At 58.6% G+C, this 22,656-nt stretch carries 23 protein-coding genes; 14 read left to right on the top strand and 9 right to left on the bottom strand.

The features are described from left to right. Positions 1 to 8 precede the first annotated feature (8 nt). From ACYVIS_RS10580 to ACYVIS_RS10560, 5 genes are all read right to left on the bottom strand, one after another. Complete coding sequence (locus ACYVIS_RS10580) at positions 9 to 1,382, bottom strand: FAD-dependent oxidoreductase (protein ID WP_460873941.1); 1,374 nt, start codon at positions 1,380 to 1,382, stop codon at positions 9 to 11. Between the two features lie 53 nt (positions 1,383 to 1,435). After that, positions 1,436 to 2,413, bottom strand: a complete 978-nt coding sequence (locus tag ACYVIS_RS10575) for a Bug family tripartite tricarboxylate transporter substrate binding protein (RefSeq protein ID WP_460873940.1) — start codon at positions 2,411 to 2,413, stop codon at positions 1,436 to 1,438. Between the two features lie 90 nt (positions 2,414 to 2,503). Continuing rightward, positions 2,504 to 3,190, bottom strand: a complete 687-nt coding sequence (locus tag ACYVIS_RS10570) for an isochorismatase family protein (RefSeq protein ID WP_460873939.1) — start codon at positions 3,188 to 3,190, stop codon at positions 2,504 to 2,506. A gap of 46 nt (positions 3,191 to 3,236) precedes the next feature. Beyond that, positions 3,237 to 4,604: a dihydroorotase gene (locus tag ACYVIS_RS10565; RefSeq protein ID WP_460873938.1), complete on the bottom strand. Its 1,368-nt coding sequence runs from the start codon at positions 4,602 to 4,604 to the stop codon at positions 3,237 to 3,239. 22 nt (positions 4,605 to 4,626) lie between these two features. Then, entirely contained in the window at positions 4,627 to 5,730 is a 1,104-nt protein-coding gene (locus ACYVIS_RS10560; protein WP_460873937.1) for a CobW family GTP-binding protein, read from the bottom strand. Positions 5,731 to 6,023: 293 nt separating this feature from the next. Between ACYVIS_RS10560 and ACYVIS_RS10555 the strand changes: the two genes are divergently transcribed. The 4 genes from ACYVIS_RS10555 (at position 6,024) to ACYVIS_RS10540 (ending at position 10,168) form a co-directional block, all read left to right on the top strand. Continuing rightward, positions 6,024 to 6,830: an IclR family transcriptional regulator gene (locus ACYVIS_RS10555; protein WP_232741452.1), complete on the top strand. Its 807-nt coding sequence runs from the start codon at positions 6,024 to 6,026 to the stop codon at positions 6,828 to 6,830. A gap of 139 nt (positions 6,831 to 6,969) precedes the next feature. Then, positions 6,970 to 8,199, top strand: coding sequence for a Zn-dependent hydrolase (locus ACYVIS_RS10550; protein WP_232741451.1), 1,230 nt, complete (start codon positions 6,970 to 6,972; stop codon positions 8,197 to 8,199). A gap of 200 nt (positions 8,200 to 8,399) precedes the next feature. Beyond that, entirely contained in the window at positions 8,400 to 8,654 is a 255-nt protein-coding gene (locus tag ACYVIS_RS10545; RefSeq protein WP_460873936.1) for a hypothetical protein, read from the top strand. 125 nt (positions 8,655 to 8,779) lie between these two features. Next, positions 8,780 to 10,168 (top strand): chloride channel protein, encoded by a 1,389-nt coding sequence (locus tag ACYVIS_RS10540; RefSeq protein WP_460873935.1) that lies wholly within the window; start codon positions 8,780 to 8,782, stop codon positions 10,166 to 10,168. A 28-nt stretch (positions 10,169 to 10,196) separates the two neighbouring features. On the opposite strand, the gene ACYVIS_RS10535 is transcribed toward ACYVIS_RS10540, so the two are convergent. Next, on the bottom strand, positions 10,197 to 10,391 hold the full coding sequence (locus ACYVIS_RS10535; protein WP_460873980.1) for a hypothetical protein: 195 nt from the start codon (positions 10,389 to 10,391) through the stop codon (positions 10,197 to 10,199). Between the two features lie 125 nt (positions 10,392 to 10,516). Between ACYVIS_RS10535 and ACYVIS_RS10530 the strand changes: the two genes are divergently transcribed. Continuing rightward, complete coding sequence (locus ACYVIS_RS10530; RefSeq protein ID WP_460873934.1) at positions 10,517 to 11,074, top strand: GNAT family N-acetyltransferase; 558 nt, start codon at positions 10,517 to 10,519, stop codon at positions 11,072 to 11,074. 31 nt (positions 11,075 to 11,105) lie between these two features. Here ACYVIS_RS10530 and ACYVIS_RS10525 read toward each other — a convergent pair whose 3' ends face one another. Further along, positions 11,106 to 11,897 carry a PA3715 family protein gene (locus tag ACYVIS_RS10525; protein WP_460873933.1) on the bottom strand — a complete coding sequence of 264 codons (792 nt, stop codon included), beginning with the start codon at positions 11,895 to 11,897 and terminating at the stop codon, positions 11,106 to 11,108. Between the two features lie 148 nt (positions 11,898 to 12,045). Here ACYVIS_RS10525 and ACYVIS_RS10520 point away from each other — a divergent pair, with 148 nt between their 5' ends. The 4 genes from ACYVIS_RS10520 to ACYVIS_RS10505 all read left to right on the top strand — a co-directional run bounded on the left by ACYVIS_RS10520 (position 12,046) and on the right by ACYVIS_RS10505 (position 16,157). Then, a complete protein-coding gene (locus tag ACYVIS_RS10520) occupies positions 12,046 to 13,131 on the top strand; it encodes a permease (RefSeq protein WP_460873932.1) in 1,086 nt (361 codons plus the stop codon). A gap of 409 nt (positions 13,132 to 13,540) precedes the next feature. After that, positions 13,541 to 14,362 carry a tripartite tricarboxylate transporter substrate binding protein gene (locus ACYVIS_RS10515; protein ID WP_460873931.1) on the top strand — a complete coding sequence of 274 codons (822 nt, stop codon included), beginning with the start codon at positions 13,541 to 13,543 and terminating at the stop codon, positions 14,360 to 14,362. 105 nt (positions 14,363 to 14,467) lie between these two features. Then, entirely contained in the window at positions 14,468 to 15,262 is a 795-nt protein-coding gene (locus tag ACYVIS_RS10510; RefSeq protein WP_232741443.1) for an alpha/beta fold hydrolase, read from the top strand. Positions 15,263 to 15,335: 73 nt separating this feature from the next. Then, positions 15,336 to 16,157, top strand: a complete 822-nt coding sequence (locus tag ACYVIS_RS10505; protein WP_232741442.1) for an SDR family NAD(P)-dependent oxidoreductase — start codon at positions 15,336 to 15,338, stop codon at positions 16,155 to 16,157. Between the two features lie 15 nt (positions 16,158 to 16,172). Here ACYVIS_RS10505 and ACYVIS_RS10500 read toward each other — a convergent pair whose 3' ends face one another. Beyond that, positions 16,173 to 17,042, bottom strand: coding sequence for a MurR/RpiR family transcriptional regulator (locus ACYVIS_RS10500; protein WP_232741441.1), 870 nt, complete (start codon positions 17,040 to 17,042; stop codon positions 16,173 to 16,175). A 289-nt stretch (positions 17,043 to 17,331) separates the two neighbouring features. On the opposite strand from ACYVIS_RS10500, the gene ACYVIS_RS10495 reads away from it, so the two are divergent. The 5 genes from ACYVIS_RS10495 to ACYVIS_RS10475 all read left to right on the top strand — a co-directional run bounded on the left by ACYVIS_RS10495 (position 17,332) and on the right by ACYVIS_RS10475 (position 22,094). Then, the gene (locus tag ACYVIS_RS10495; protein ID WP_232741440.1) at positions 17,332 to 18,501 is read left to right on the top strand and encodes a M20 family metallopeptidase; all 1,170 of its coding nucleotides are present in this window, start codon (positions 17,332 to 17,334) and stop codon (positions 18,499 to 18,501) included. 71 nt (positions 18,502 to 18,572) lie between these two features. Then, complete coding sequence (locus ACYVIS_RS10490) at positions 18,573 to 19,400, top strand: polysaccharide deacetylase family protein (protein ID WP_460873930.1); 828 nt, start codon at positions 18,573 to 18,575, stop codon at positions 19,398 to 19,400. Between the two features lie 56 nt (positions 19,401 to 19,456). Continuing rightward, the gene (locus ACYVIS_RS10485) at positions 19,457 to 20,023 is read left to right on the top strand and encodes a carboxymuconolactone decarboxylase family protein (protein ID WP_460873929.1); all 567 of its coding nucleotides are present in this window, start codon (positions 19,457 to 19,459) and stop codon (positions 20,021 to 20,023) included. Between the two features lie 36 nt (positions 20,024 to 20,059). Continuing rightward, entirely contained in the window at positions 20,060 to 21,037 is a 978-nt protein-coding gene (locus tag ACYVIS_RS10480) for a Bug family tripartite tricarboxylate transporter substrate binding protein (RefSeq protein ID WP_232741437.1), read from the top strand. Then, positions 21,024 to 22,094, top strand: a complete 1,071-nt coding sequence (locus tag ACYVIS_RS10475) for a ketopantoate reductase family protein (protein ID WP_460873928.1) — start codon at positions 21,024 to 21,026, stop codon at positions 22,092 to 22,094. The genes ACYVIS_RS10480 and ACYVIS_RS10475 overlap by 14 nt, the downstream gene beginning before the upstream one ends. A 34-nt stretch (positions 22,095 to 22,128) precedes the next feature. On the opposite strand, the gene mug is transcribed toward ACYVIS_RS10475, so the two are convergent. Continuing rightward, complete coding sequence (gene mug / locus ACYVIS_RS10470) at positions 22,129 to 22,650, bottom strand: G/U mismatch-specific DNA glycosylase (protein WP_232741435.1); 522 nt, start codon at positions 22,648 to 22,650, stop codon at positions 22,129 to 22,131. Positions 22,651 to 22,656 lie beyond the last annotated feature (6 nt).

Here is a 22,656-nt window from a genome sequence, read left to right as displayed (position 1 = left end):
GGATTCTCCTAGTAAGCGTGAACAAGCAAGGACTGTGCGGCATGGTCGCCGGCTATCATGCCGAGTCCGTAGGCGCTGAGCAGGCCGTTTCCGGACATATAGCCCTGCGCGCAGTCTCCGGAGATGCCGGCCGCCGAGCCGCCGCCCGCGTACAGGTTCGGAATGCGGGACCCATCGGGCCGCTTGACGCGCGCGTGCACATCCACGACCAGGCCGCCTTGCGTATGCACCATCGCACCGGTGATGACGGCACCGTAGAATGGCGGTGCCTGAGGCACCGGCAGGCCTGCCCGATCCCAGGGATCCGGGCGTATCCCCGCGCATTCCTCGAAGCTTTGCTGCAATGCCTCCGGCGGCAGCTTGAACCTTTCGGCCAGTTGCGCGAGGGTGGGTGCGGATTTGATCGCGCCGGACGCCACGGTTTCCTTCCAGTGGTCCAGCCGGGCTACCACGTCGAACATGTTTTGATCGAAAATCGCAATGGCCTGCTGGTCCGCCTGCGCCAGCACCTCTTGGGCGAATTCCGAATAGCCCTGGTCTTCGCGCGCAAAGCGCCGGCCTTGCCGATTGACGATCACCGCACCGAGCTGTGGGATTTCCGGCGACAGACGGGTGCCGTAGCCCGCACATACCAGTCCATGCCCCTGATAGGCGGACATATGAGCGACCGCCGCTCCCAGCTCGAGTCCCCAGCGAATGGCGTCGCCGGTATTGCCCTGCACGCCAATGCAATCGATTCCCGCCATTTCGGGAATGTAGCGCGCAATCATGTCCTGGTTCGATCCGAAGCCGTCGCAGGCCAGGATGACGTGCTTGGCTCCAATGCATTGTTCACCGTCAGGACCGGCACGCACACCGTTCACCGCTCCTTGCGCATCGATTATCAGACCCATGCCGGGCGTGCGATCGGCATGGGTGATGTTGTTCATTCGCGCCAGTGCGCCTTGCAAGGCCCGTATCAGTGGCGCACCGGTCCGGCCCGGCCCGTTGTGCAGGCGCAGGGCGGAAAAGCCGGAGCGTCCAGCATCTTGATTGAGTTCGATCGGTACGCCCAGATCTTCCTCGAAAATGCGAATGATTTCGGTTGAAAGGGCGCATAGCGCATGCACGATCCGGGCATCGGCGCGGCCTTTGTTCTTGCGCAGGATATCGGCCGCCATCCGCTCCGGCGAATCTTCGATGCCGGCCGCGCGCTGATGATGCGTACCGGCCGCGGGCAAGGAGCCGCTGGCAATTTCGGCGTTGCATCCGAGCCTGGAGTCTTTGTCCAGCAATATGACGTCCAGCCCTTGCAGGCCGGCGCGGTAAGCCGCCATCAGCCCGCATGCGCCGGCGCCGACGACGACGACATCCGCTTCATAGTCGAACTCTGTATGTTCCATGGTTCCTCAGGCGATTGAGTCAGGACATGTGGCAATGGGCGATGGCACCCGTCTTATCGTTCGATCTTGATATTGGCCTTCTTGATGATATTGCCAAAACGGTCGTACTCCGCCTTTACGAAATCGGCGAATGCCTGCTGGCTCATGCCGTTGGCCGGATCCATGCCTAGCTGGGTATAACGCTTGCTCAGGTCGCCGGCCAAGGCCTGGTTGACCGCGTCATGCAAGCGCTTGACCACGGCATCGGGGGTGCCCTTGGGTGCAAAAATGGCGTACCACGTACTGGATTGATAACCTGGCACACCCGCTTCCTGCGCGGTCGGCACTTCGGGCAGAATGGGCGAACGCTTCTGGCCTGTTGTCGCCAGCGCCTTGACGCGGCCGGACTGGATCAGCGGCACGGCAAAAGCAATGTCCGCGAAAGCGAAGTTGACCTCGCCGGACAGCACGGCCGTCATGGCCGGCCCCATGCCTTTGTAGGCCACCGGCAGAAACTTTGCGCCGGTGGCCGCGGAGAGCATTTCGCCCGCCAGATGAGGTGCTCCACCGACGCCGGAAGTACCGTATGTAATGTGTCCGGGGTTCTGTTTGGCCAGGGCCACGAGCTCCTTCAGCGTGGACACCTTGACCGTGTCATTGACGATGATCGCCGAGGGCGTCTTGACCACCAGCGCGACGGGGATGAACGCTTTCAGTGGATCGACCCGCAGCTTGTACAGGTGCGGGGCCGCCGTCATCGGGCCGGCCGAGGCGAACAATAAGGTATAGCCGTCCGGTTTGGATTGCGCCACGAATTGGTTGGCGATGACGCCGTTGGCACCGGGTTTGCTATCGATCACGATGGACTGGCCCAGAATCCTGCCCAGCTCCGGCGCCAAGGGCCGTGCCACGGCATCGCTGCCTCCTCCGGGTGCGAATTGCTGAATGAGCGTGATGGGGTGGGTCGGATACTGCTCGGCACCGGCTGTGCCCGTGGCCAGCGGGGCTATTGCGAGTGTGGCGGCGGATAAGAACCTGCGTGTGATTTTCATTGCTCCTCCAGTTGTTCAGTTATGCGGGTGAAACGGTTATGTTCAGGGCATGCGTGCGTGCAAGTACCGAGGCGCGTCTGGCCCGGCCCCTTAGCGGGCCGGGCTCACACCCTGCAGACTATCCAGCAACTCTTCGGTGGTGCCGACATCGGCGTATTTTTCCGACATGTCGAATAGATTGACCGCATGGGAAACGGCGCTGCGGTCATAGACGCAATCTTGCGGAACGAAGACTTTGAAATTCAGCGAAAACGCGTCTACTACGCTCCCTCGCACGCAGCCGCTCGTCGTGCATCCCGTTACGATCAGGGTATCGGCCTGCAAATCGATCAAATGACTCGCCAGGGCGGTACCGAAAAACGCGCTCGGATGTTTCTTGGGCAGCAGTACGTCGGTCTGGGCCGGTGCGATCTCGGCAACGAAGTCATAGCCGTGCGAGGCGATATTCATGATCGCGGGCACTTTCTCCGCCAAACGGCCGCCTTCACCTGCGACTTTCGGCGCGACATGCGGATAGAGCACTGGCCAACCCTTGGCGCGGAACATCTCGAGCAGTTTTTGAATATTGCCGACCGCTTGCCAGCCCATTTCGCCGCAACTGGTGGGGAATTCTTTGATGGCTTCCCAGAAGGGCATCGGACGGGTGCCGACGGTACGGTACTGCACATCGATGATCAGCAGCGCCGGTCGTTGGCCGATACCCCCCGGCCGGCCAAAACCCGCGGCCCGATATCCGGCCTGTTCGTCTGCGCTGATGATGTTGTCCCAAGGTTTCATGATTCCATCCCACTATCGAAATTGATTTATGCAGAAAATTTCCAATTCAGGACACTAGCGGCCGCGCCAGATACTGGCCATAGCCGGGTTCGCCCATAATCTTGCCGTCTTGCATCACAGTCTCGCCGCGCACGATGGTGCGCACCGGCCAGCCCTTGAGCGTCCAGCCGTCATACAAGCTGTAGTCCGAATACGAGCCAAGCTCCTCCGCTCGCACGGTACGGCTGCGCTCCAGGTCGACCAGGGTGATGTCCGCATCCGCGCCGGTCTGCAGCGTTCCCTTGCGCGGCATCATTCCAAAGATCTGCGCGGGTGCCCTGCTCAGCAGTTCGGCGACACGCTGCAGCGATAGGCGGCCCTTGTGGTAGCCCTCGCTGAGCAGCACCGGCAGGATCGTTGCTGTGCCCGGGAAGCCCTGCGAGGCCAGCCAGAAAGGCCGTTCCTTGGTGGAGCGCTTGCGCGGCACGTGGTCGGAAGCGACCACATCGATGCTGCCGTCGCGCAAGCCTTCCCACATTGCTTCGACGTCGTCCTTGCTGCGAAACGGCGGGTTGGCTTTGCCCATGGGACCCAGGGTCGAGTCGTCGTCGTGCGTCAGGTAATGTGGGCAGGTTTCGACATGAATATGTGGGTAGCGCGAACGCCAGCGGCGTACTTCATCCAGCGCCATGCGCGTGCTCAAGTGCGGAATATAGAGATGCGCGCCCAGTTGTTCCGCGAAATACATGGCCCGCACGCAGCTCTCCGCTTCGGTGAATGGCGGCTTCGTGTCCGCCCAATCTTTCAGCGTCGGCTGTTCGATCGCCTGCGCGCGCCGGCGCAGCCTGTTGACGATTTCGATGTTCTCGGTGTGGCAGACTATCTTCACGCCCGGCAATGTTCCTGCCATTTTCAGCAGATCGTAGAAATAGCCGTCATCGGTTCCATCCAGGCCGAGGTAGCGCCCTTCCTCACCCTTGAAGTTCATGAAGTATTTGAACGAGGTGACACCATAGCGATTGACATAGGCGGGCATGTCGCGGACATGCTCTTCGTTGGCCACGCTGAAGTGGAAACCGTAGTCGACATGGCAACGAGCCCGTGCGTATTCCTGCTCACGCTCGTAGACATCGGCATAGCTTTCGTTGTTTAGAAAGTAGCCCAGAATCGAGGTAAAGCCGCCCTGCGCGGCATACACGGTTTCGGTGGAGTACTCGGTGATCTTTTCACCGAAGCCGAAATGCACGTGAGCGTCGATGAGGCCGGGAAAAGCATGCAAGCCATCCGCTCGAAGGACGGGAATCGACGCATCGACCGGCGTGTCGGGAGTCAGTCGCCCCGCGATTTTTCCGTCCTGGATCAGGAGGTCGAGCGCGCAGGGCATATGGTCGGGTTCGACCACTTGAGCGCCGCGCAGGACAAATTCAGCTGGCATGGAAAGCGTTCTCCATCATAAGTTACATAGGATGCAGGTGGCTGCATGTGGAATGGACCACCTGATTCAACTCTTCGAGCGTGCGCGGCAGCAGCCCCGTTTCATCGATGAGAAAGGCGGGCAGACTGGCGCGCAGCCAGGACGGGTCGATCCGTTCGCCAATCACCACCATCCTCGCGCGGGGGTCGCTGTCTGGCCAGCGTGCAATGGCCGCGGAGGGGTGGAAGTAGCGTCCGACCCCTTGCACGAACACATCGCGTATCGGGTCGGATAAATGCAGTAGGCCCTTGCAACGCAACAATCGGTCGCCGTATTCACAAATCAGCAGATGTGTCCACGCCGCCAGCCCCGCGGGATGAATGCGCTGCGGCCCGAGCCAAAGGCTTTCATTGTTGACCGCTCCATGCAGGTGCGCGGCATGGTTGTGACGATGGCTATCGTGGCTGGTGCCGGCCTCGTGCGTAGGCTCGCTCCTGGCCGGCACCGCGGGGTTGGCGCGCACGAAAATGTCAGTGAGCGCGTCGGCATCATTCGCCCGCACCCGCAGCGCTGTCGCATTCAGGCCGTCGAGCGCCGTATTCAATGCAAGCTCGGCCTGCTTGTCCACCAGATCGGTCTTGGTGATCGCAAGCACATCCGCGAGCGCGACCTGGCGCACGGTTTCGCGTTGCCGTCGAATCTGCCCGAGCGCCTGATGCGCGTCGACGGTTGAGATTACGCGACCCAGCACGAAGCTATCGGCCAGTGTCTGGTCGCCCAATAAGATGTTAAGGATCGGTGCCGGTTCGGCCAGCCCGGTTGTCTCGATCACCACCCGTGTGAGCGGATGCCCTGCCGCCCGTGCCTGCCGTTTCAGGTCGAGCAGGGTTTCGCGCAGGGACCCCGAGAGCGAACAGCACAAGCAGCCCGACTCGAGCAGAACCACGTTCTCGGATATTTGCGACAGGATCAGTTGATCGATACCGATGGCGCCGATTTCATTAATGACAACCGCCACTCCCCGCGCGGTTTCCGTATGCAGGAAGCGATTGAGCAGGCTTGTCTTGCCGCTGCCCAGAAAACCCGTGAGTACATCGCAGGTAATACGACAGGCGTCTGGCTGTGCCGAGTTCGCAGCGTTTTCCATTGAGGCGCATTCCCATCGATATGAGCCGGATTCGATCCGATGTTATGTCTTGATGTTACGTCCTAATCGTTACGTCTGACAATAATTTATTTCTTCTAGCGTAACATGTGACCCTATTGCGATGCAAGATCTATCGTCAATCCACAGGAGGGCTATCTCATATCCTGGACGCCCTGGACTGGTAGGCCGGACGGGGAGTGGCCCACCTGCCCGGCCATATCCGTGGATTCTTCGGTACACTTTTGGCATGGGCAGTGTTGTCCGGTCCTTGCCGTCGAGAGTCATAACCGCATATGAGTGAAAAAAAATTGAATTCGGTCGATGCCGTCAAGGTATCGGTCCGCATCCTGGATAGCCTGGCCCTCGCGCATCGTGCGATGGGTGTGACCGAGCTGGCCGAGCAATTGAGCGAAACCAAGCCTCGCATTCATAGGCATCTGGCAACGCTCAAGGAAGTGGGCTTGATTGAACAGGACAACGCCAACGAGCGCTATCGTCTGGGGTGGCGGCTGTTCCAGCTTGGCGAGGCGGCTGGCAATCAGTTTGATCTTCGGCGAAGAGCCGAGCCTTACCTGGTGCAATTGCGCGATGAATTGCGCGAGACGGTGGTGTTGACCGTTGCGACCAATGGCATGCCCATGGTTATCAGCACCATGGAAAATATCTACGCGCGCATTTGCGTGAGCGTCAAACCCGGCAACCGCCCGCCACCGCATCGGTCCGCCCTGGGGCGAGTGTCACTCGCATTTGCTTCGCCGCGGGAGCGCGATGCCATGCTGGACGAGGTGCTGGCCTCCGGTGTCAAGTTCGATGCAGCGGCGCTGACCGAGCTCTCGAAGCGACTGGATCGGATTCGCGCGGATTACTACGAAATATGCAGTGGCGAGATGATGACCGGCATCAGCACGCTGGCGGTACCGATATTTCGCGACGGCGCTTCGCTTGCCGGCTCGATTGCGATCGTGGGTTCGGTCGACGATATTCCAACGCCGCCCGACGAGCGGCAGATCAAGGCACTTCAGCGCGTCGCCCGTGAGCTGTCCGAGCAGTTGAATAGCATGATGTATTCGGAGCGCGCGGGTGCTCCGGTGCGTCGCTGATGCTCCGCGGCAACGCCTCCACTGTCTGAAAACGGTTCGGGGCCGAGGTTGCTCGTACGTTAGTCCAGCCATTGTGCTGTTGGTCAAGGTGTCTGGCTCCGGATATGATGAGGATGCTCAAACGGCTGAAGGAGATATTTTGATTACTGTCGATGAAAAGCGGCTTTGGGATTCGGTGATGGACATGGCACGCATAGGCCAGACCACCAACGGAGGCAGTTGCCGGCTGACGCTGACCGAGGATGACGTGGCAGGCCGTCGTCTTTTCATGCAATGGTGCGAAGAGGCGGGGTGCCAAGTCTATACCGACGAAGTCGGGAATATTTTCGCCCGTCGGCCTGGGACCGATTCCGGCGCGGCGCCGGTATTGTGCGGCAGTCATCTGGACACGCAGCCGCTGGGCGGGCGCTTCGACGGCGTTTATGGAGTGCTGGCTGGGCTTGAAGTCCTGCGCACGTTCAATGCGCGGGGCATCGCTACCTGGCGTCCGGTAGAGGTTGTCGCCTGGACCAATGAGGAAGGCTCGCGCTTCACGCCGGGAATATTGGGGTCGTCCGTTTACGCCGGGCGCGCGGATCTCGCGTTCGCGCGTGCCCGTCCCTGTCTGAAGACCGGGGTGACTCTTGGCGAAGAACTGGATCGTACCGGGTTCGCCAATACGCCGCGCTTTCGCGATAGGCCGGTGGCCTATTACGAAGCCCATATCGAGCAGGGGCCGGTGCTGGAACAGGCGGCTGTGCCGCTGGGCGTGGTGACTGGCGTGCAGGGCTTGCATGAATATGACGTGACCCTCACCGGCTTCGAGTCTCACGCCGGTACCACGCCTATGAAAATCCGCCGGGACGCGCTGGCCTGCGCCGCCGGGATCATCGCCGCTCTTGCGGAACTGGGGCGGCAATCGGGCGATGACACGCGCCTGACCGTAGGGCATATCGCCTGCCGACCGAACTCGCCCAGCACCATCCCTGGCAGCGTGGCATTCAGTATCGATCTGCGGCATCCGGACATTCGCCAACTGGACACGCTGGCCGAACAGGTCGCTGACATCTGCCGTGAACGCGCCAAGATGGAGAATATTGCACTCGATTTTGCGCCCGTGGCGACCTATGAGCCCATTCAGTTCAGTCCCGCTTGTGTGGATCGGGTGCGCCAGGCCAGCGCAGCACTAGGTTTTTCCAGTCTGGATATGTGCAGCGGCGCCGGGCACGATGCCGTCAATCTGTCGTACGTGGCGCCGTCGGCGATGATATTTGTGCCTTGCCGCAACGGCCTAAGCCATAATGAAGCTGAATATGCGGAATCACGCCACCTGGCGCAGGGAGCGTCGGTGCTGGCGAATGTGCTTCTTGTCGAGGCAGATTCGGCCTGACCGGTGACAGCATGCAAGTTGCATAAGCTATTGCCGTCTAAAGTCGCATATCGAGAAATTCCTCGATAGGCGGATTATTATCGGCTCTTATCGATAACAGGCTGCCACCAGAAGAATGTCTTTGCAGGGCTCGAATGGGGTCAGGAAGCCAGAAATCGATAGAAAGACATTAAATTCCATTCACATTGATCCAAATCCTCATGGCACTAAAAATAATTCTTACCGGCGATGTCAATCTGATGAATGTCCCGGATCCGGATACGCCGTTTCGCCAGGTTAAAAAGGTGTTTGGCTCGGCTGATCTGGTGTTCAGCAATCTCGAGTGTTCGCTATACGAACCGCCCCCAAACCATTCGGTCGACAATGAAGGTTTTTATGTCGCCCCGCTTGCCGACGAGCAGGACACACTGCGGGAGGATCACGCAGGGCTCGAAAGTTTATGGGACGTGTTTTGAGCCCAGCGGCGATGAAATAATGCTTGATTTGAAAACCGTTTGAGGCAGGGGGCGGGACCGTGGCGATTGGAAGTAGAATCTCGCTGCCTGTTTCAAAAAGGATCATGCGATGATAAGTGCCGGTCATGCCACGCGTTAATTATATTGAGCCGATCGTCATGCTGGCGACCGTCATGCAGTGGCTTGTTCTGGCAACCATTACCGGAGCCATCGTGGGAAGCGGCACGAGCCTTTTCTTGCATGGCTTGTTTTTCCTCACCGGCAAGACAGCATCCATCCCATTGTGGCTTCAGATGACATTACTGCCGCTGGGCGGATTTCTGAATGGATTGCTTCTGCATTATGGCTATAGGAAAAATACGAGCGGACTCAAGGACTCGGTCATTGCCGCGGTTCATAAGCAATCGGGCCAGATGCCCTTCAAAACACTGGCCATCAAGCCCATTGCGGCGATCATTACACTGGCGTGCGGCGGGTCCGCGGGAAAGGAAGGGCCCTGCTCACATATTGGCGGCTCGCTGGCTTCGGGCGTGGGCCGAGTGCTGGGACTAAACAGCGAACTGCAAAAGCGCATCGTGGCTTGCGGCGTCAGTGCCGGTTTTGCCAGCGTATTCGGCACGCCGATAGCAGGGGCCATTTATGGCGTTGAAGTGCTGGCTATCGGACGCATACGGCATGATTTCCTGTTTCCGGCCATTGTGGCTGGCGTTACTTCCTTTGAAGTCAGCAAGTTATGGGGAGTTCCCTACAAGTACTACAGCATCCAGTTGCTGCCCCATTTTTCCGAAATCCTGTTTATCAAAACGATAGCCATCGGAATAATTTGCGGCATTGTCGCATGGGTGTTTGTTGACCTGATCGGCCTGGTGCGCCTGCTTTTCAGCCGCCTGAGGACCCGATTCAATATGTGGCCGCCCATCATGCCACTGTTGGGTGGCATTGTGCTCTCCGCACTTATTTTCTTCATTTCGACAGACTATCTGGGCTTGAGCCTGCCTCTCATGGATAGAGCACTGGACGGCGAGGCCATGCCTTACCTGGGGTTTTTCTGGAAAACGCTTTTGGTGGCGATTACCTTGGGCTCGGGCTTTTACGGTGGGATCGTTACCCCGCAGTTTGTCATCGGAGCCATTGCCGGGAACGCGTTTGCTCCTATGTTGGGAATCAGCCCGTCATTGGGTGCGGCTGTAGGTTTGGTGGCCGTGGTAGCTGCGGCTTCAAATACCCCGGTCGCCGCCGTACTCATGGGAATTGAGCTATTTGGCGGGACAATAGGGACGGTGTACGTGGCAGGAGCGGGCATCGCGGCCTATCTTATTATCGGGCACCGCAGTGTTTATCCCGATCAACTCGTCGCCTATTCCAAAACGTCCTGGATGCGTGTCAGGCCGGACATGCCCTTGGGGCAGGAAAAAATCCATCTTTCTTACGGCTTGTTGAAGTGGTGGAGCCGGTTTCGATTCAAGCGCGCCCACGATTATTGGCGCTATTTATTGTCCAGGCTGAAACGTTAGGGCGATTCGCGCCGAGCGCCCTTGCTGCTCACTCCGGCTTTACCCCCGCGTCGTGTGCGACCTTGCCCCACAACCGCACGCCGTCGGCGATCTTGTCGCGAAATTGATCGGGTGTACCCGGGGCCGGTGTGAAGCCGCTATTGCGAAGAATCTTGATGGCTTCCGGCGTTTCGAGCGCCTTCTGAACGGCTTGATTGATTTTCATGACCACGTCCTGCGGCATTCCCTTGGGCCCGGCAGGCGTACCGCATGGATCGCCGATTGTTCCTTCGGCTCCGGCGTCGGATCCATTGCGGTCAACAGCCACGCTGCGCTAATCTACACACCTCATTCCCACGCATTACGCCCATGACACCCGATCGCTCCGCACGAAAGCCATTCATCTTCCGACGCCTCGGCGCGGAAGACGCCACGATTTACCGCAGTCTTCGTTTGGAAGGCTTGCAAAGCTGCCCGACCGCTTTCAGCAGTTCCTGGGATGAGGAAAATGGACAAGCCATGGCGCAGTTTGCCGATCGGCTGGAAAAAAGCGTGGTCCTGGGGGCTTGGCTGGGTGAACTTTCTTTATGCGGTATTGCCGGCATGTTTGTGCCTGACACGGCCAAACTGCGGCACAAGGCGAGTATCGTGGGGGTGTATGTGCGCCCCGAGGCTCGCGGCACCGGTCTGGCGCAGGCATTGTTGGAGCAGCTTATAGCGCACGCCAATGAACGGGTGGAAGCTCTGCTGATAATGGTCGAGGCTTGCAATATTGCGGCGCTTCGACTCTACAGGAAGCTGGGTTTCGAAGAATATGGCCGGGAGCCGCGGGCGCTGAAGGTAAATGGCGCCTACTACGATGAGATATTAATGACGTTGCCGCTATCAAGTGGTACCCGTCGCCCGTCCATAAGGGCTTCAGTTTGACGGCGAGCCGGGGGGCGTCGCCGCGGCGGCACTACTGGTCGAATCTCAGAGCGGCCGGGACGCCGTAGTGCGCGCCGTCATAAGCCAGTGTCACATTGGCCTGCTTGGTCGCTTTGTTTTTCGTGGCGCATTGGCCTGCGGCCTCGGCATGGGTCGAGTCAACGGTCTTTTCGCTGATATGCAGCGTTGCATAAGCGCCCTGACCGGCAGGGCCGACAGATATTACGCGGGTGATGTCAGAGAATTGGCCCGAGCAATTGCCGTCCCACTCTCCGTTGCTCTGTTGCGTAGTCAGATTGGCGAGCACCCTGCGCAGGTTTGATCCGTCGACAACATAAAGGCTGAGCGTGGTGGCCGCGAAGGGGTTTACTCGCGACGAGCCTTCGTAGCTCTTTCGCACACCGAAGGCGAGTGCGTGAGGTGCAAGCTGCCAGTGCGCCGTGTCCAGGGCAATGCCCCGCAGGCTGATTGCATCTGAGGTAATGGCGGACGGTTCGTAGCTGTGGGCGATGATTGCCCCTGTCTTGCTGTCCGCCACGAGTACCTGGACATCGTAGACCGTTTTGTCCTCTGTGGCGCCTTTCTGGGGCAGGGGCAAAACGGCAAGTGTTTGCGCCGGATTCTGGGGCCAGGCCTTGCAGGCGGCATTGTTGGCATCGATGGTGCGACCGGGGCTTAATGCTTGCGCCCACTCATTCAGGTGTGCCGTGCAATCCGCGTGCGCGAAAACAGGTGTGCATAGGACAAAGGCTGCAATAACTGCGCGTATGGACATGAGGTCGAGTGCGGAATGAGTGGTATTGCAAAATGCTGCTGGAAGCATTCTACAGGATGCGGGATATCCCGGCGTTGCTTGCAAGATCAATCTTCGTCCCGGCCCGCACCCATAGCCACCCCCGCAGCCGATGTAGAATACGCTGCGTCGGTGCGCGTTGGGCCGGCACATCATCAATCTTGGGCCGAACACCTTCATGAAAAACACGCTCGACTCGCGAGAGTCTCCCAGCCCTGTCATTGGGCTGGCAGTCTTTGCATTGATTGTGCTGGTTGGCTTGTTCTACGTCAAATGGTTTCCGTATTACAACCGTGCCTTCGTTGCCGCGGACAGCCACTCGATCGGTACATCGATTCTGATGGGCAACGCCGCCAGCGCGCCCGAGCCGTCATTCAAGGCCGCGTTCGATTACGCTCTGGTCTACGGCAAGGCAATCTGGCAGGCGCTGGTGCTGGGACTGCTGCTTGGTTCGGCGGTTCAGGCGCTGCTGCCGCGTCATTGGGTTGCGAAAGCCTTGGGCGGAACCGGTTTTGGCAGCGTGGCCGCGGGCGGCATGATGGCGCTGCCCGGAATGATGTGCACGTGCTGCGCGGCGCCTGTCGTCGCGGGGTTGCGCGAACGGCATGCCTCGCCCGGAGGCGCGCTGGCATTCTGGCTTGGGAACTCGGTGCTCAATCCGGCCACGCTGGTCTTCATGGGTTTCGTTCTGGGCTGGCACTGGGCGGCCTTGCGCCTGGCTTTGGGCATCCCCATGGTGTTCGGCACCGGCTATCTGATTAACCGAATGATCAAGCCCGCCGAGGCCGACATCGAACGAGAACGCGCGGCACGCTTGTTTACAGAAGATGTGCCGCGGGAGGCGTTCTCTTACTGGCGAGGCGCCTTTGCACGTTGGGGCCAGATTCTGGCTCGCATGGCCCTGCGCCTTGTGCCTGAATACATCGTTCTTGTCTTGTTGCTCGGCGCGGCCCGCGCATGGCTGTTCCCGCATATTGGCGCGGATATCGGCAACCATCTGTTCTGGATCGGCGCACTGGCGGTAGCGGGCGCGTTGTTCGTGATCCCAACGGCCGGGGAAATACCGATTATCCAGGCGATGCTGTCGCTGGGCATGGCGGCCGGCCCCGCCGGAGCCTTGTTGATGACCCTGCCGCCGATCAGCCTGCCTTCCCTGGCCATGGTTGCCAAGTCGTTCCGCCCCAGGGAACTGGCGACGGTGAGCGCCGCGGTAGTTATTTTCGGGATTGCCGGCGGCGGGCTAGCCGTCGCCCTGGGTTTCTAGTCGCGGGGCGGCGGACGCCGCTTACTCCCTTCAAGATAAAACCGGCCGCTGGTCCATTGGGCTTCGCGCTGCCTGGGCCTTGCGCACACTTTGTGTTGCAATGATCATTGCATAATATAAATTTATATGATAATTTCATTGCGTCATTGCTGTAAGCCTTTATCACTGGCCATGGCACGCAAGGTCTTGCTCTGAAACTGAGATGCCTCGACACACTCATGCTGCTGAATTCAGCATTCAATCGGGAGTAGAAAAGATGAAAATCCGATTTCCAAGGTTTTGCAGCGGGCTATTTGCCGCGTGTTTCTTTTTTTCATCGCTCGCTTCGGCCCAGGATTGGCCTTCTCAGCCAATTCGTCTGGTTGTGCCTTTCGCTCCGGGCGGGGGCACGGATATCCTGGCTCGTTTAATGGCACCGAAGCTATCGGCCCTGCTTGGCCAACAAATCGTGGTCGAGAACAAGCCAGGTGGTTCCAGCATTATTGGCACCCAGCTTGTCGCTCAGTCGGCTCCCAATGGCTATACCATCTTAATGGTCGATTCCACGTTCATGATCAATCCAGGTCTGCGGCCGAACCTGCCCTATGATTCGGTCAAGAGTTTTGATCCTGTGGTCCATCTTGCCGCGGGCCCGGTGATCCTTGTTGCGAATCCATCGTTGCCAGCCAAGAATTTGCAAGAGCTCATAGCCATGGCAAAAGCGAAGCCCGGCAGTCTGTTTTATGGATCGGGTGGAAATGGCGCATCCACGCATCTCGCGGGAGAGCTCTTCAATCTGGCTGCCGGAGTCAAGATCTCGCATATTCCCTATAAGGGCACCGGGGAAGCTTTTGCCGCGGTGATAAGCAATCAGGTGCCATTGACGTTTACAGGCATAAGCTCGGCACGCCCCGCTATTGAAGGGGGCAGGCTCAGGGCACTTGCCGTCACGGGAGCGCACCGCAACGCGGCATTGCCCGACGTGCCTACATTTGCCGAGGCGGGTGTGCCGGGTGTGGACAGCAGCACACATTGGCAGATTCTGGCGCCCAAGGGTACGCCACGGAACGCGGTACTGCGCCTGAACAAGGATTTCAATATCGTCCTGGCCGATCCGGATATCAAGAAACGCGTTGCCGCTCTGGGGTACGAACCGATCGGCGGAATGCCGGAGGACCTTGCCGCTCTCGACAAGAAAGAGATTGCAAAGTGGACGGAAGTCATCAAGGCCGCCCATATCTCGATTCAGTGATGACATGCCGGCGGGCGGCTGTGGTTATTCCTGCCTCGCCAGGCAGCTTGGGTGCATCCGTTTTCGCTTCGATGCCTGCTTGCCATTATTCTCATTAGGTAAATTATGCAAACCTTTACCAAAGACGGCCTCAAGATAGCTTATCAAGTCGATGACTTCACTGATCCGTGGCGCAAACCGGACACGCTGCTCCTGGTGCACGCAGCCATGGGCAGCTCGCGGCGCTGGTTCCAGTGGGTTCCTCGCCTGGCTCGGAAATATCGAGTCGTACGGCTCGATCTTCGTGGCCATGGCGAGTCACAGATTCCCGATCCCGATAGTGAATTTTCCTTGTCGCAACTGGTGGGCGATGCCATCACGGTGCTCGATCTGGTGGGCGCCAAGCAAGCCCACATAGTGGGCAATTCGGCGGGCGGTTATGTGTCGCAGCAACTGGCCATTCATCATCCCGAGCGAGTCAAAACGCTGTCGCTGTTCGCGTCTACACCGGGGTTGAAACACAGCCACGCCCCGACGTGGGTGCCGAAAATAAAGCAGATAGGCCTCAAGCAATTCCTGTCCGATACGATCCAGGAGCGCTTCGACTCCAGTGCCGATCCCGCATTGGTGAAATGGTTTATCGAGCAGGCGGGTTCCAATGACCCCGCCTTCATCGCTCGTTTTGTAATGCACATGTGTACCCATGATTTCATGGAGGAGCTGTCTGTCGTCAAGGCGCCTACCTTGATCGTTGCCGCGGGCAAAGAGCAGATCGGACATGCCAGTGCATACGAAGACATGCGGCGCCGTATTGCGGGCTCCGAGGTAATCTACTACGACACTTCGGCACACAATATCTGCGATGGCTACGCATCGCGGTGCGTCGACGATTTAATGGAGTTTCTCGCGCGGCGCGGCTGAACTTTCCCGCACGATCAGGAATGAGAGCCCTGAGGCTTGACTGCAACCGTCCTCATTTGATGGAGCATTGCAATTGGAAAATATTGAAAATGAGCGCTCCCCCTCGTCTGCAGCAGGCCGGCTGGGCGGCAAAGTCGCTCTGGTTATTGGGGGAGGTACGGGTATTGGCGCAGCCGCCGCACGCATGTTTGCGCGTGCGGGTGCCTGTGTCGTGATCGGCGACATACGCGAGCAAGCCGCCGGGAAAGTCGCCGACGACATCATCGCCGGTGGTGGGCAAGCCATCGGCGTTCACACCAATGTGTTGCTCGAAGATAGCGTCAAAGCGGTTGTTGATGCCGCCGTGGCTCGTTTTGGAGGGTTGCATGCGCTTTTCAATTGCGCAGGCGGCTCGCTGCCCGAAGATGCTCCGGTAACCGAAGTGGACTTGTCGGTGTGGGACCAAACGATGTCGCTTGATGTGCGCGGCACGATACTAAGCTGCCGCCATGCCATTCCGACTATCATCGCCTCCGGCGGCGGCACGGTAGTGAATATGTCATCGGGCGCCGCCTTGCGGGGTTCGGGCAAGGCCCACATTTATGCCGCGGCGAAGGGTGCCCTTGTTTCCCTGACGCGAACCCTTGCCGGTACATACGCAAAGCATAATGTGCGTGTCAATGCCATTTGCTCGGGTCGCGTGAATACGGAGCGGATCCGGCGGACTTATGGCGTTCCAGGGCAACCCGGACAAAGTGCGGATGCAATGCAGGTTGACGAACAAATCAAGGTCTACCCGTTCTGGTTCGGCGAACCAGACGATATCGCCCATATTGCCTTATTCCTTTCATCCGACGAATCGCGCATGATTACGGGCGCCGCCATTCCCGCGGACGGCGGACGCTCCGCATATTGAAGAGCTGCCGGCGCATCAGGCGCCTTTTTTCTCGATGAAAACGTCGAAGTGATTCCAGAGTTTTTCGCCGCGCTTGAGCAGCGCTTCCGTTTCTTTTTTGCGGCGCCAGGCAACCGCCGACACCAGGGCGTTGCACAGGCTGAACGCGGCAGTGTAAGAATCAAAGGGAGAGGCGCTGGCGGTCTGGAAAAGGATGCGGTGATCCGACAAGCCGGCGATCGGGGCCAGGGGGCTGTCGGTGATGCACATCACGCTGGCGCCCAATTGCTTGAAGTGCTGCGCTGTTTGCGTAATGACTTTTGAGTAGCGCCGTATTGTAATGGCCAGCAATATGTCCTGGCCGGATGCCCACAGCAAATTGTCGGCCAGCAGGGTATCGTCGGCACCCAGCAGATGCACATTGGGAATGCACATATTCAAATGCGTGTGCAAATAGTGGGCCACAGCATAGCTGTTCTTTGAGCCCGCGATATATATTCGACCGGCAGTTGGCTTGGTAAGAGTATCGACGACCGCTTGAAAATCATGGATGTTGATGGCTTCACGAGTAGCGTTGAGGTTTTCCTTGTCGAAGGTAAAGGCATTGTCAAGAACGGAATCCAGCGAATGGGCGTTCTTGATGGTAAGGTTTGCGCGTTGTGAGGGCGATGCCAGCTTCGAGGAAATTTCCAGGCGTGCTTCTCGTTGGGCCTCGGCAAACGAGCTGTAACCCAGCTTTGAGAAAAAGCGGACGACCGTGGAAGGACTGACGTCAACACTTTTTGCAATAGATGTTGCAGAGTCGAGAATTCCCTGCGGATAGCAGGAAATTATGTAATTGACCAGCGTGGTTTCATTCTGAGTCAGCTTTCTGGGATTTTTAGCTATTCTGTCGAAAAATTTCATTGGCTTGGCCGAGTTCTTTACGCGTCATTTTACGCTGTGCAGGCATTGTCGGCTTGCCTGTCGACTCTGTGCCATGCGGGGGTTTGCCAATTTATGCAATGCTTATTGCATATTTTCAAAAAAAATGGTTTTATGTCGTCATAATGGGTTGATAAAAGCCGGCTGACGGACATCGATAGGCGAATTCCGCTTTCGATCGGCCTTGCCAGGATGCGCGCTTGCGGCCCTCGTTTTCATTGCCTTGCTGCGTTTGAACGATGCCAATGCGGGGGCACTGAATGGAATAGGCATGGGACAAGAGATAGTTCGTGAGGCAATACTGGAATGGTTGCGGGCGCGTGAACAGCAAATGTTCGACCTGCTTGAAGAGGTGGTCGCCATTGAAAGCGGCAGCTACGGCAAAGGCGGAGTCGACAAGGTAGGTGCTGTGTTCCGGGCCTGGTTCGAGGCGGCCGGCATTGCGACCAGAGTATTTCCGCTGCCGGACCACGGGGACTGCCTGCTGGCCGAGGTGCCAGGCAGCGCGGGCGCCGATGCGCCTCACGTACTGCTGTTGGGCCATATGGATACAGTTTTCCCGGACGGTACTTTGGCCCAAAGGCCGTATCGTGTCGAGAATGGCCTTGCCTATGGCCCGGGAGTTGCCGACATGAAGGCCGGCTTGGTCATGAACGCTTTCGTGGCGCGTGCGTTTGCCGAGGTCGGAGGCAACAGGGCGCCCATTCGTGTTTTTTTTACCGGCGATGAAGAGATCGCCTCACCCGCATCGCGCGATCTGACCTTGACGATGGCCAAAGGCGCCTCGACGGTCCTGAATGCCGAGCCGGGGCGGCCCAGCGGGAATGTCGTGGTCGAACGCAAGGGCGCATTCTTTATCGATTTTGAAGTGGACGGTGTGGCGGCTCATTCAGGCGTGGCCCATGACAAGGGCGCCAGCGCGATCGAGGCCATGGCCCGGAAAATCGTTGGCCTTCATGCCCTGACCGATAAAAGCATGGGCGTGACCGCCAATGTAGGGACCATACAGGGCGGCGTTTCCGTGAATACCGTCGCGCCTCACGCAAAAGGCCAACTGGATGTGCGTTTTCCAAAGGGTGTGGATGAAAATCGGCTGCGCAAGCGGATCTTGAACATTATCGAAGGCCAGTCGCTGGCTTGTACCTGCGGCCGTGTGACACACGAGGGCCGGTTCCTGCCTTTGTTCCAGACTGATGCCAGCCGGGAGCTCATGGCGGATTACGCGCAAGCGGCGCAAGAGCTGGGTTTGTCTGTAGCGGGCGAGTCCACGGGCGGCTCGGCGGATAGCGGTTTTACGGCGGCGGCCGGCGCGCCCACGCTATGCGCCACAGGCCCCGTTGGCGGCCATGCTCATACACCTCAGGAGTATTGCCAGCTGGACACTTTGGTTCCCAGAGCCCAGACGGCTGCATTGACCATATTGGCGAGAGATCCGCTTTAAGCCGGGATCGAGCGCGAAACCCATTCAATGTTAGAGCGCACAACACGCGATTCTTGTCACGGAGACACTGTATGAAAGATCTAATGGCTTGCCTGACGTTCGACTTCGACGCAATGTCGGGCCTGGTGGCGCGGGGGATGATGACACCCACCCCGGTGTCTCGCGGAGAGTTCGGTGCCGTGGCGGTTCCCCGCATACTTGATTTGCTTAAGCGTTACGGCATCAAGTCGTCGTTTTTTGTGCCGGGTGTCGTCATTGGTACGTATCCGCAGTTGTGCGAGCGCATCGTGGCCGAGGGGCACGAACTGGGCAATCATGGCTGGACGCATGTGCCGCCGGCCAGTCTTTCACCCGAACTTGAGGAAGAAGGCCTGGTTCGGGGCAATGAGGCGATTTTCAAGCTGACAGGCAGGAATCCGGCAGGCTATCGCTCGCCCTCGTGGGATCTGAGCGACCATACGGTGGGCTTTCTTTTGCGCCATGGCTTCCTGTACGAGAGCAGCATGATGGCGAATGACCATGAGCCTTATCGGGTTCGCCAGGGCGATGTAGTGCACACCGACAAGCCCATGGAGTTCGGCAAAGAGACTTCATTGGTAGAGATGCCCATCAGCTGGTCGCTCGACGATTTCCCGCATTTCGAGTTTTTGCGTACGTCCGCCAGCCTGATGCCCGGCCTGATGAATGCCAGCGGTGTGCTGGAAAACTGGCTGAACGATTTTGAATATATGCGGCGCACCTGCGATTGGGGTGTGCTGACCTACACCTGCCATCCCTATGTCATAGGGCGCGGCCATCGCATGATTATGCTCGAGCGTCTGATCGAAGGCCTGCTCGGGAAAGGAGCCCGCTTTGCAACCATGGAGACGGCGGTACGCGCCTACCTTGAGCGCGCTTGAGGCAGCTGAAACTTGGGGTGCGGGAAATATATTGCTTTTAACCGAATGGAGAGGAAATGACTCGATTAGCCCCTGTTGATGAGAAGAAAAATCCCGAGTTCATGGCCGTTCTGGCCGAGCTCACGCAAAGCCGTGGCAAGGCATCCAATGCCTTGCGTTCCATGGGACATGCGCCTGAAGGCCTGCGTCGTCTTGCTGCTGTAGGGGATTATGCTCGCTATCACTCCTCGGTTTCCGCACGGATCCGGGAAATTGTCATCGTCATTACCGGGCGCGAGTCGTCCTACGCGATGGGGCACCATGGGCCGCTTGCCGTGCAGGCTGGCGTGACGCAAGATGAAGTTGATGCTTTGTGCCGGGGTACGGTTCCTGTCTCATTTCAGGGTGTGGATGCGGCGGTAGCGCGCTATGTGCTGGAGTTCACCTCAAAGAGCTCAGTCAGCGATGCTTGCTTCGAGGCCTTGAAAGAGTGGATGACGCCCCGCGAAATAACGGATGTTTCCATAACTTCAGCGTATTACGTTGCCTTTGCAATGATTGCCACAGCCATGGGAGTCACGCACGATTCCGAGGACTATGTCAAAGCGGAGCTGGACTGGCAGCGCAAGAAGGATCAGGGTTAGCAGGGTATTTTCAATATATCGTTAAAGAGAGCCGTCATGAGAATCGTTCGATCTGCCTTTCATATTTGCCTGGGGCTTTCCGCCTTGTTCGCGGGCGGCGCCGTGTTTGCTGCGGATGCCTATCCTTCAAACCCCATCAAGATTATTGTCGGCTATCCCGCGGGAGGAGCGAACGATATTGTCGCGCGCAGCGTGGGCGCGGGCCTGTCCAAGGAACTGGGCCAGCCCGTGGTCATCGAGAACATTACCGGGGCGGGCGGATCCATAGGCGCCGGGGCAGCCGCCAGGGCGCGCCCCGATGGCTATACCCTGTTCATGGGGGCTGGGGCGCATGCATTGGCGCCGAGCGTGCGCAAGAATCTTCCCTACGACATGGTCAAGAGTTTCGAGCCTATCAGCCTGGCGGCAATAGGCACTTATGTGCTGGTGGTGAATCCCTCGGTCAAGGCCACTTCTGTTGCGGAATTGGTCGCATTGGCCAAGGCGAATCCGGGCAAGCTGGATTTCGCTTCGTCGGGAGTGGGCGCGCCCTTGTACCTGGCAGGCGTTCTGTTCCAGGAGAAGACGCATACCAAGCTCACCCACATCCCTTACCGGGGCGATGCCGATGCCAACACTGCGGTTGTCGCCGGCCAGGTCGATATGATCTTTGGATCGTTGGGACCGATATTTCCGCTCATACAGTCTGGAAAGGTTCGCGCTCTTGCTGTGACCAGCAACAAGCGCAGTAAGGTAGTACCGAATCTACCCACTTTGGATGAGGCCGGCCTTAAAGGCTACAACATCGGAACCTGGTGGGGATTGCTGGCGCCGGCCGGTACGCCCAAGCCCATTGTCGATCGACTGGCCGCGGCCGTGGCCAAAGTAACGTCGGATCCGGCAATGAAAAGCCATTTCGAGAAAATGGGGATTGAGGCCGCCAGCGATACTCCCAGCCAGTTCCGGTCATTCATTGCCGATGAACTGGCTCGCTATGCAAGCTTGACCAAGGCGGCCGGCATTGAACCTCAGTAATAATCCTTCCCCGCGTATCGCTGTTGTCGGCGCCGGGGCGGTGGGCGGTTGGGTCGGCGGCAAGTTGGCGCAGGCGGGTTTTGATGTGACTTTGATCGACCCATGGCCCGAGCATGTTTCGGCGATGCAGGAGCGCGGGATTATCCTGACGGAATCCGGACGGGACGCCCGGATTCCCTTGCGTGCCTTGCATATCGGCCAAGTCCAGTCTTTGTACAAAGACCCGATCGATCTGGCATTTGTTTGCGTCAAGCTTTACGACACAGGCTGGGCGGCTGAATTGATTGCACCGTACCTGTCGGCGTCGGGCTATATCGTCACCTTGCAGAACAGTTTGGTGGAAGAACGCATTGCTGCCGTGGTTGGTTGGGGGCGCACAGTGGGTTGCGTAGGCGGGGGCATGTACGTGGGGCTGGATGGGCCAGGACATGTTGCCAGGACACGGCATCAAGGAAAGAGCGCCTCGCAAATATTCTATGCCGGAGAAGCTCATGGCCGTGTGACGCCACGTGTTCGGCAGCTTGCCAAGATGCTGAGCCACGTGGATGCGGCAGGATACACCACCAATCTGTGGGGCCTGCGCTGGTCCAAGCTGGTGGCCAATGCGATGACGTCTGCATTGTGCGCAGCCTGCGGCTTGAGCCTCAAGGGGATTTTTTCAGAACCTGAAAGCCGACAATTGATGCTGCGGCTGGCTGGCGAGGCGATTGATGTGGGAAAGGCTTTGGGTTATACGGTTGAGCCCGTATTTGGCGTGGCGGCGGATCGTTGGATGGCTGCCGCGGCGGGCGATGCTCAGTGCCTTGTCGACGTAGAGGCGGCCTTTCATGCCCAAGCCGAGGTATTGACCGAGGCCTCTTTGTCCGGCACGGCCCAGGATATTGCCAAGGGCCGCCGTACTGAAATCGATTATATGAATGGCTATGTTTTTGCCCGTGCAATTGAGTTGGGAATCAATACGCCGACACATGTGGCGCTCACGACCCTTATAAAGAAAATGGAGCGTGGCCAAGCCTGTCCCGGGAAGGAATCCATGGGCTTGCTTTGGGCGGAGTGAGAAATCTCGGCAAGGCCTCGCGTCGATGCCGACGCTATTCGCCCGCCGCAAGATAAAGCTGGCGATAGGCCTGTACGAGATCATCCAGCTTGAATGCGCGGTTGAGCCCGCTGGGATTCGGCAACACCCAGGCTTTTGCGCCGGCGAAGTCGGTCGGCTGCGGCCCCCATTGGACCTCGCGTTGCCTGGATATTGCCGAATAGGCGACTTTGCCCAAGAAGGCGATATAGCGCGGCGCATACCGTTCAATTTTTTGCTGGAGCGCGGTCGAGGCGGCGATGAACTCATGGCGGGACAATTCGTCGGCGCGCACCGTGGGGCGTGCGACAGCCGCAGTCAGGCCGCAACCGTAGGTCAGTAGTGCGCGGTCGTTCTCGGCGCGTATTTGCAGGGGTGTGAATCCGGCCAGATGAAGCACGCGCCAGAAACGATTGCTTCTACCCGCGAAATGGTGGCCGGCCGCTGCCGAACTCAGGCCGGGATTGATGCCGCAAAAAATCACGGCCAGGTCTTTCGCAAGGATGTCCGGAAGCGTTTGAGGCAAAGTAGGCGCCATGCGGGC

The organism is Paralcaligenes ginsengisoli (genome assembly GCF_054781135.1).
Note: the sequence above shows the minus strand (reverse complement) of the source record. Positions and strands in the feature narration are given on the sequence as shown.